Annotated in this window: 5 protein-coding genes; all 5 read left to right on the top strand. The window is 52.9% G+C overall.

Features of this window, described 5'->3' with window-relative positions; genetic code table 11:
- The coding region (locus JOC37_RS12930; protein ID WP_204619547.1) for an FAD-dependent oxidoreductase at positions 1-2,901 on the top strand (2,901 nt) is incomplete at its 5' end.
- 16 nt (positions 2,902-2,917) lie between these two features.
- Entirely contained in the window at positions 2,918-3,337 is a 420-nt protein-coding gene (locus JOC37_RS13395; RefSeq protein ID WP_238480928.1) for a hydrogenase iron-sulfur subunit, read from the top strand.
- Positions 3,338-3,347: 10 nt separating this feature from the next.
- On the top strand, positions 3,348-4,301 hold the full coding sequence (locus JOC37_RS12945; protein ID WP_204619553.1) for a 4Fe-4S dicluster domain-containing protein: 954 nt from the start codon (positions 3,348-3,350) through the stop codon (positions 4,299-4,301).
- An 11-nt stretch (positions 4,302-4,312) separates the two neighbouring features.
- The gene (locus tag JOC37_RS12950; protein WP_204619555.1) at positions 4,313-5,332 is read left to right on the top strand and encodes a 4Fe-4S dicluster domain-containing protein; all 1,020 of its coding nucleotides are present in this window, start codon (positions 4,313-4,315) and stop codon (positions 5,330-5,332) included.
- A gap of 3 nt (positions 5,333-5,335) precedes the next feature.
- On the top strand, positions 5,336-6,066 hold a 731-nt coding region (locus tag JOC37_RS12955), incomplete at its 3' end, for an FAD/NAD(P)-binding protein (RefSeq protein ID WP_204619557.1).

A 6,066-nucleotide genomic window follows, 5' to 3' on the forward strand; every position in this document is an offset into this window, starting at 1 on the left:
AGCAGCCCGGCCATAGGCGGGGTAATGCCCGCGCTGGACAAAACCTTTCCCACCAACGACTGCTCCATGTGCATATTGTCGCCGAAGCTGGTGGACTGCGGCCGGCATTTAAATATTAACGTAATGACCAACAGCGATTTGATAGATTTACAGGGCGAAGCTGGGAACTACAGGGCCACCATCAGGACCCGGGCCCGCTACGTAGACCCCCTCAAATGTACCGGCTGCGGTTCCTGTGCCGAAGAATGTCCCGTTAAAGTGGACGACAGCTTTAACCAGGGGTTGGGGAAGCGGAAAGCCATCTACAAGCTGTACGCACAGGCTTTTCCCAATGCCTACGCTATCGACAAGAGCAGGTGTTTAAAATTTAAGAATCCCAAGGCCTGCGGTAAATGTTTAAAAGTTTGCCAGGCCGGAGCCATCAACCACGAGATGGCCGACGAAACTACCGAGATAGAAGTGGGCGCAGTTATTCTGATGCCCGGTTTTGACGCTTTTGATGCCGCCAAGCTGGATTACTACGGGTACGGTAGAGTACCCAACGTGGTGACCAGTTTGGAATTTGAGAGGATACTGTCTGCTTCCGGCCCCTTTGGCGGGCACCTGATACGCCCATGGGACCACAAGGAGCCGAAGAAGATTGCCTGGATTCAATGTGTTGGTTCCCGGAACTGCAAAAACGACCATGGTTACTGCTCATCGGTATGCTGCATGTATGCCATCAAAGAGGCAGTAATTGCCAAGGAACACAGCCCGGGAGAACTGGACACCGCCATTTTCTACATGGACATGAGAACCTACGGCAAAGAATTTGAGAAATACTATGAGCGGGCCAAAGAAGAACACGGTGTGAGGTTCATAAGGAACCGTGTGTATGAAGTAAGGCCGGGAGAAGAAGGGGCGGTAAAGATCCGCTATGCCTTAGAAGACGGGACCATCAAGTACGAAGAATTTGACCTGGTGGTACTGTCCGTTGGTTTAGAGCCCCGGGGCGAAGCGGTGGAACTGGCCAAGAAACTGGGGATAGAACTGAACAAATACAACTTCTGCGAAGCCCAGCCTTTAAGCGGGATTAACACCAACAAACCGGGTATATATGTGGCTGGAGCATTTTCCGGGCCCCGGGACATACCGGAAACAGTAATGCAGGCCAGTGCCGCTGCTGGGGAAGCCCAGGCGCTGCTGGCAGAAGCCAAGGGGACGCTGACCAAAGTAAAAGAATACCCGCCGGAAAAAGACGTGGAGGGCGAAATCATCCGTACCGGGGTATTTGTGTGCCACTGCGGGATAAACATTGGCGGCGTGGTAGACGTACCCAGCGTGGTAGAATACGCCAAGGGGCTGCCCGGGGTAGTGCTGGCCACCGACAAGATATACGCCTGCTCACAGGACTCATCGGCCCAGATCAAAGAGGCCATCAAAGAGTACAACCTAAACCGGGTAGTAGTGGCTTCCTGCAGCCCGCGGACCCACGAGCCCATGTTCCAAGAGACCCTAAAAGAAGCGGGATTAAACCCGCACCTGTTTGAGCTGACCAACATTCGCGACCAGTGTTCATGGGTACACATGAACGAGCCGGAAAAAGCCACCGAGAAAGCCAAAGATCTGGTTAAGATGGCGGTAAACAAAGTGGCGCTGGCCCAACCGGTGCACCCGGTGCAGCTGGAAATGAACCACGATGTACTGGTAATAGGCGGCGGCGTGGCAGGGATGACCAACGCCTTAAACCTGGCCGGCCAGGGCTACCAGGTATACCTGGTGGAAAAAGAACAGGAACTGGGAGGTACTGCCCGGCGGCTGCATTACGGGTTAAGGGGAGAAGACGTTCAAACCTACCTTAACCAACTGATAGAACAAGTAAAAGGAAACGAACGGATAAAGATATACACCGGCGAAGAGATTGCCGATGTAAGCGGTTTTGTGGGCAACTTCAGCACGAAACTGACCGGCGGCGAAGAAATTAAACACGGCGTAACAGTAATAGCCACCGGAGCAGAAGAATACAAGCCCGAGGAATACCTGTACGGGGAGAACCACCGTGTAAGAACGCTTTTGGAACTGGAAGAAGAGATAGCAGCGGGCAAACTGGACAAAGTAAACAACGTGGTGCTGATCCAATGCGTGGGTTCCCGGGATAAAGAGCGGCCGTACTGCAGCCGCATCTGCTGTACCAAATCCATTAAGATCGCGCTGAAGATCAAAGAACGGCGTCCGGAGGCCAAAGTATACATTTTATACCGTGACATTCGCACCTACGGATTTTACGAAGACCTGTACACCGAAGCACGGCAGAAAGGAGTAATCTTCATCCGGTACAGCGTGGACAGCAAACCGGTGGTAGAGAATGCCGGCAGCGGTTTAAGAGTGACGGTAACCGATCACGTGCTGGGCGAGCCGGTGGAGATATACACCGACGTGATCGGCCTGGCGGCAGCCATTGTACCGCCGGTAGAAAACAACCAAAAGCTGTCCAAGTTTTTCAAAGTGCCGTTAAACGAAGACAAATTCTTCTTAGAGGCCCACTTAAAACTGCGGCCTGTGGACTTCAGCACCGAAGGAGTATTCATGTGCGGTTTGGCCCACGGGCCCAAGAACCTGGAAGAGAACATTGCCCAGGCCAAAGCGGCAGCAGGCCGTGCAGCAACAGTTTTGGCCAAAGAGCATATTACAGTGGAAGGCAAGAGCGCAGTGGTAGACAAGAAGAAGTGCTCTGCCTGTGGGAGCTGTGAAGCTGTATGCCCGGCCAAAGCGGTTAAAGTAGATCCGGAAGAAAAAGCGGCTGTGGTCAACGAAGCTCTGTGCAAGGGGTGCGGCGCCTGCGCATCTTCCTGCCGGTGCGGTGCCATCAGTGTAAAAGGGTGCACCGATGAGCAAATCATGGCCATGCTGAGCGCGCTTTAGGACAGGAGGTTAATGTATGGCATACGAACCGAAAATCATAGCGTTTTTATGCAACTGGTGCAGTTATGCCGGCGCGGACCTGGCGGGTATTGGGAGGCTCCAATACCCCACCAACCTCCGCGTTGTGCGGATACCCTGCTCAGGCAGGATAAACCCGTTATTCATCTTTTCAGCCTTGAGGAACGGGGCCGACGGCATACTGACCTCTGGTTGACACCCCGGCGACTGCCACTATGTTAGTGGCAATTACGTGGCCCGTCGTAAATTTGCATTGTTAAAGAGCCTTCTTAACTACATGGGAGTAGAAGAAGACCGCGTAAACTTCACCTGGGTGTCTGCAGCTGAGGGAGGAAGATTTGCCGACGTGGCGACCAAGGTAAGCGAAAGAATAAAAGAACTGGGCCCCCCCAAAGGGGTATTCAAAAAAGCAGATTGAGGTGTAGCGGATGCAAAATCTAAGTAAAGTAATACAAGACACCGCCAAAAAACTTTTAGAAGAGAAGAAAGTAGACCTGGTGGTGGGGTTTGCCAAGGGCAGCCTGCCGCTCCGCAGCACACCTTACTTTGCCAGGACGGTAGAAGAAGCAGGGGAGCTGATTTGGAACGAATACTGCGAGAACAACCTGGCCAACTACCTGAGGAAACGGGAGGAAAAAGTGGCGGTGGTGGCCAAAGGCTGCGACGTGCGCGCAATAGTGGCCTTAATGAAAGAGAACCAAATCGACCGGGAAAAGCTGTACATTATTGGCGTACCCTGCCAGGGGATGATAGATCGCGGCAAAGCCAGTGAACTGGTTGGCGGCAGAGAGATACTGGAAGCCGAAATAAATGGCGAAGAAGTAGTGCTAAAGGGTCGAGGCTTTGAAGAGAAAAGCAGCAGGAAGGAACTGCTGTACGACACCTGCGCCCGGTGTGCATACGGCAACCCTGTAATATATGATGAGCTGGTGGGCGAAGAAGTGCCGGCCAAAGAAGTGAGCTTTAAAGAGGTAGAAGAATTCGAAGCGCTGAGCGCTGAAGAGCGGGCGGAATTTCTAGCCAAAGAGATGGAGAAATGCATACGGTGCTATGCCTGCCGGAACGCCTGCCCCATGTGCTACTGCGAAGAATGCTTTGTGGACAGCTCCCGTCCGCAGTGGATCAGCAAGCGGGCCAACAGCGTCAAAGACAACCTGATTTTCCAAGGGGTACGGGTATTCCACCAGCTGGGACGATGTGCAGACTGCGGGGCCTGTGAGAGGGCCTGTCCCATGGGCATCAAGCTGTCACTTTTAACCCGCAAGGGAGTAAAAGACGTAAAAGAGATTTTTGGCTATGAAGCGGGACTGAACCCCGACGACAAGCCGGTACTGAGCGACTTTAGCACAGAAGATCCACAACCGTTCTTGATGAAGGAATGAGGTGAAAAAGGTTGATCATCAATAAAAGCGAAATTGCCGGGCTGCTGGATAACCTGGTAAAAGAATACCGGGTATACGCGCCGGTGGAAAAGGACGGCAGCATAGTCTTCGAAGCGATCGAAGAAGGTGCCCGTGCCAAACTGGGCACCACATCCAAGAAGCCAGCGAAAGAAATCCTTTTCCCTCAATCCGAGGAACTGTTCAGCTATCAAGTAGATAGCGAAGGGTTAAGGATGGAGGACAAAATAGATGACACCAAAAGCATTGCTTTTGGTGTGCGGCCCTGCGATGCCAAATCCATGATGCTGCTGGACAACGTATTCCACAACGACCTGTACGAAGACGTATACTACACAACCCGCCGGAAGAACACCATCATAGTAAGCGTGGGCTGCAGCGAACCGGAGAGCACCTGTTTCTGCAGCTCGGTAAACAGCGGTCCCTTTGACACAGACGGTTCCGACGTAATGTTAACCGACCTGGGAGAAGCATACCTGGCCGAAGCGGTAACGGAGCAGGGGAAAGAATTTTTATTGAAATTAAACCTGAAAGAAGCCGGTGAAGAAGACAAAGCCCGGGCAGAAGAGATAAAAAGCCGGGCCCAAGCGGGTAGTGAAGTGGACATAACCGGTTTAAAAGAGAAACTGGACGGGATGTTTGACCACCCCTACTGGGACAAACTGCACGAGAAGTGCCTGGGATGCGCGGCCTGCACCTACCTGTGTCCCACCTGCCACTGCTTTGACATAGCGGACGAAGCCAGGGACTGCAACGGGTGCCGGGTAAGGAACTGGGACTCCTGTATGTTCCCGCTGTTTACGCTGCACGGGTCTGGACACAACCCGCGTACCAGCGGAAAAGAGCGCTGGAGACAGCGCGTGATGCACAAATTCAACTACTTCGTGGAGAGATACAACGCCACCGCCTGTGTAGGCTGTGGCCGGTGCATCAAAAACTGCCCTGTGAACATGGACATCCGGCAAGTACTGGCGGAAATTAAAGCACAGGACACCGGAAGCGAGGTTAGTTAAGATATGAACAACAACAACCCGTATGTGCCGATACCGATGAGATTGGTAAAGAACTTTACCGAGACAGAGGACAAATTGATTCACACCTTTACCCTGGAATTTGTAAACAAAGAAGACGAAGAGCGGTTCAAATACCTGCCGGGACAATTTGCTGAAATAATGGTGTACGGCAAAGGGGAGGCGCCCTTTGGTATTGCATCGGCCCCCAATGAGCCCGGGATACTGAAATTTTCAGTGGCCAAAGTGGGAGTGGTATCCACAGCGCTGCACCTGCTGGAGGAAGGGAGCATAGTAGGTGTGCGGGGGCCGCTGGGCAACTGGTATCCGCTGGAAGAACTGAAGGGCAAGAACATAGTCATTATCGGCGGTGGTTTTGCCTTTACCACCCTGCGATCCACCATTCAGTACATTTTGGATCCGGCCCGGAGAGGGGATTATGGGGAGCTGACAGTGATTTACGGTGCCAGGAACCCCGGACTTTTACTGTACAAAGACGAGTTAAAAGAATGGGAGAGCCGGGAGGACATCAACATGATTACCACCATCGACCGTCCTGTGGAAGGATGGGAGGGGCGCACCGGTTTTGTGCCCACGGTAACCAAAGAAGTGGCTCCCAGCGCGGAGAATACAGCCTGCATCATCTGCGGGCCGCCGGTGATGATCAAATTTACCCAGCCGGTGCTGGAGGAACTGGGCTTTACCCCGGAACAAATTATCATGAGCTTGGAGATGCG

This window comes from Desulforadius tongensis (genome assembly GCF_016907915.1).
GTDB classification, from domain to species: domain Bacteria; phylum Bacillota; class Desulfotomaculia; order Desulfotomaculales; family Desulfohalotomaculaceae; genus Desulforadius; species Desulforadius tongensis.